The organism is Mesorhizobium sp. B3-2-1 (assembly GCF_006439515.1).
Lineage (GTDB): Bacteria > Pseudomonadota > Alphaproteobacteria > Rhizobiales > Rhizobiaceae > Mesorhizobium.
Map to the genome: position 1 here is coordinate 1 of NZ_VFTI01000064.1, position 3,586 is coordinate 3,586.

Below are 3,586 nucleotides of genomic sequence, written 5' to 3' on the forward strand. Positions count from 1 at the left end.
TGCCTGCTGGCCATGGTGCGGTCGATCTTGTTCTGATCCTCGATGGTCTTTGCCTTTCGCGCCGGCGAGGCTGCTACCGATCGCCGCCCGGAGGGCTGGAACACCTTTGACGCGGGAGGTCCCACAGCCCGCCAGCAGAAGTGCAGTCGTAAAAAGACCGGCTGGCCTCAATGCCCTTGCGTATCGCATCCTGATTGTCCTTTTCGATCTTGGCGCGGACTTCATCGGCGCCCTTGTGCTTGATGAATTCGTAGACCCCGAGCGCAGCGCCCGAGGCGGACAGGGCGATTGCCGCCCAAAGGATCGCGCCGGCCGCTAAGCGCGAAATGCCGAGGCGAACGACAAGCAGGGTGATGATCGCGGTCATTGGCCGAGCCACCAGAAAAAGATGATGCCCTCGACGACAGCGAGGCCGACAGCGCCAGCCGCGGCGCCCAGCAGGAAGACCACTTCATGCCGGCGCCTCGCCACCCAGCGCGGCCGCAAGGTGCTTGGACTTCCTGTTGGCGCACCATCGGTAGCCAGCGCCGCCCATCAGCAGCACGGCGCTGATGACGGCCAGCACCAGGACTACTCTCATGATGAACTCGCTACCGTAGGACATCGGGGAAAGCTGGTTCTGCAGATCCCGCAAGGTGCCAGCGACACCACCCCCGCCGATGCCGGCGCCGATCGCCGCGTCGGCCGGCGCAGTGGATGGTGCGGCGTTCGCATTCTCGACGAAGGCCTTCGCCTGGCCGCCGTCGATGAAGTTGCCGCTTGCGGCACCGCCCCGCCCGGATCTTGGGGCGGTTCGAATAGCCGCCTTCGTGCGCGAGCACGCGGCCAAGCGATTCCTTTTCGCGGTAAACAGCCATAGATGATCCTTTCCGCCCTTGCGGGCAGGTTGTTCAGACTTGGATCTTGGTTATTGTCACCGCGCGTAGACTGGGCCGACTCTAGGGGTTTTCGTGAAGTCCAACGACTATAGACCCGACATCGATGGACTGCGTGCCGTAGCGGTGATCGCCGTCATGCTGTTTCATTTCGGCGTGCCCGGCCTTGCCGGCGGGTTCGTCGGGGTAGATATCTTCTTTGTAATCTCGGGCTACTTGATCACCGGTATACTTGTTGGGCCGAAACGCCTCTCTGTCGCCGAATTCTATGGTCGGCGCGTGCGCCGCATACTTCCGGCGATGTTGCTGGTAATTGCCGTATCCCTCATCGCCGGATGGTTTCTGCTCCTGCCGGGTGATTATGATAGCCTAGGGAAAAGCGCCGCCTATTCCTCAGTCGGGTTTGGGAACTATTACTTTCTCTGGAACACAGGCTATTTCGACCGCGAGGCCGCCCTACAGCCGCTACTGCATCTTTGGTCTCTCGGTGTTGAAGAGCAGTTTTACCTCGTGTGGCCAGCTCTGATGCTTGCCCTCAGCCGTATTTCGCGCGGTCGGCCGACTATTGCGGTCGTCGCAATCAGCTTGGTGGCGATCGTCAGCTTTTCGACAGCGGTTCATTTGGTCGCCACCGATCCCAAACAGGCATTTTATGCCCCCTTCAGCAGGGCATGGGAATTGGCTGTCGGTGGAATCCTGGTCTTTGTTCCTTTGCCACGGCGTTCATCCGTCGATTGGTTAGGTTGCCTGGGCTTGATTATCATTGTGCTGAGCATCCTTCGCTTGTCGCCGGACGATGCGTTCCCCGGAGTGAATGCACTGGCTCCAGTTTTTGGCGCCGCGTTGCTGGTTTGGCGCCGCTCGCCGTCGCCAGTCACCGCCGCACTGTCGTTCTCGCCGCTACGTTTCACGGGCAAAATCTCGTACAGCCTGTATCTCTGGCATTGGCCGATCTTTGTTTTCTTCCGTCAATATGCCGACGGTACTCTACCGACGGCGATCGAGACCGGAACAGTCTTCCTATTCACGTTTTTGGCCGCCACGCTCTCATGGCGCTACATCGAGGAGCCCGTACGTCGCCTCCAGCCTATGCCGTTGAAAGCAATCACCGCCGGAGCCGCCGCAGCTTTGATGGTCGCATGGAGTGGCAACGCGATCTCGCAAGCTGGCGGGTTTACCAGCAGGGTTTCCGATGATGCCTTGGCAATGCGCAGCCTTAAGGTGATGTGGGATTGGCCATGTCCGCAGACGGTCAACATCCCTGAACTCCGCGTTACCTACTGCGCGTTCGGAGCTCCTTGGGTGACAGCCAAGCACCACGGTATACTCTGGGGTGACAGCCATGCTGACCATCTTGCCCCGCTAATTGATGTTGTCGGCCAGCTGGAAGATACGGCATTTTTTCTGTACGAACCCTGCCCTGCGGCGCTCGGCGAGCGCATCTATCGCAACTTTCCCGAGGCGCCCAACTACAAGGACCGCTGTGCGTCATCGCAGAAAGCAGCCATCAACATGCTACGCCTGCGGCCTGACGTTGATGTCGTGGTTCTGGCCGCCGCTTGGTCTGGACTGCAATTCACCGATATCGTTGCTGCCGATGGACATCAGGCTGACAAGGTTTCATTGGTGCGCGAGGGTTTGCAAATGCTCCTTCCAGAGATTGCCGCGGCCAATCGACGGATCACAATTGTTGCTCCAACGCCAGGGCCCGCCGAGGATCTGACTTCTTGCGCTGTTAACAAGGAAAGTAACCTTCTCAGGCGTCGATGCTCGACCGAGATGAACAGCAAATGGGCCACATCGGTGCGTCGACCGATTACCTCGGCCCTCAAATCGCTGGCAGCGGAGAACAATTTATCGTTCGTTGATCCGGGTCCTGGGATGTGCCCAAATGATCAATGCACAACTTACGTCAACGGTGAGTTCATCTACCGGGATGCCTCACATCTGCGACGGAATTTGCGGACTCAGACGAAGGAAGCGCTTGCGAAGATGATTGGCTTGGACGCCATAGCAGAACGAGCCAAACAGCCAGCTCCAGCAAGCTAGGGTATGATTTTCAGCCAGCGGGCAGTTCAGATGGGACGGCCGCAGGGTTCTAGGCGGCCGGCTTCCCAACCCTTTTGTCTGTCATATGTTCCAGCAGCCGGCATGGCTGGCAACAGGGCCGCGACATGCTTACCTCGCGCGATGTTCTGGTGATCGACGAGGCGGGCATGGTCGGCACGCGCCAGTTGGAGCGCGTGTTGTCCCATGCCGCCGAGGCCGGCGCGAAAGTCGTGCTGGTCGGCGATCCGCAGCAGTTACAAGCCATTGAGGCGGGTGCGGCGTTCCGGTCGGTCTACGAACGTCATGGCGGCGTCGAGATCGGCGAGGTGCGCCGCCAGCGGGAAGACTGGCAGCGCGACGCCACGCGCGATTTGGCGACAGCCAGAACCGGCGCTGCAATCCAGCCTTTGACACTCATGGCATGCTCCATGCCGCCCAGACGCCGGAACAGGCACGCAACGATCTGATCGACCGCTGGGACCGCGACCGGCAGGCATCGCCTAACCGCAGCCGCATCATTCTCACCCACACCAATGACGAGGTTCGCATGGCTGGATCACGCGGAGAAACCGCCTTCCATTTCCAGCGGCTCATGACCCGGCTCCCGATTGAGCTGCCGGATATCATATCGACCAACTTGACCACAGATTGGACAGACGTAG

The 3,586-nt window shown here is 59.9% G+C and carries 3 protein-coding genes and 1 pseudogene; 2 read left to right on the forward strand and 2 right to left on the reverse strand.

The features are described from left to right. Positions 1-73: 73 nt before the first annotated feature. Positions 74-367, reverse strand: a complete 294-nt coding sequence (locus FJW08_RS32170) for a hypothetical protein (protein WP_140813751.1) — start codon at positions 365-367, stop codon at positions 74-76. Positions 368-451: 84 nt separating this feature from the next. Continuing rightward, positions 452-829, reverse strand: a complete 378-nt coding sequence (locus FJW08_RS32175) for a hypothetical protein (protein WP_140813752.1) — start codon at positions 827-829, stop codon at positions 452-454. 121 nt (positions 830-950) lie between these two features. Between FJW08_RS32175 and FJW08_RS32180 the strand changes: the two genes are divergently transcribed. Both FJW08_RS32180 and FJW08_RS32185 read left to right on the forward strand, forming a co-directional pair. Further along, positions 951-2,924, forward strand: coding sequence for an acyltransferase family protein (locus tag FJW08_RS32180; protein ID WP_140813753.1), 1,974 nt, complete (start codon positions 951-953; stop codon positions 2,922-2,924). A gap of 101 nt (positions 2,925-3,025) precedes the next feature. After that, positions 3,026-3,471 (forward strand): annotated as a pseudogene (locus FJW08_RS32185) (AAA family ATPase); the annotation flags it as partial. Positions 3,472-3,586 lie beyond the last annotated feature (115 nt).

What these genes read in the sequence shown, in the direction of transcription:
- FJW08_RS32170 (WP_140813751.1), bottom strand. Translation starts at nt 367, where the DNA reads ATGACCGCGATCATCACCCTGCTTGTCGTTCGCCTCGGCATTTCGCGC.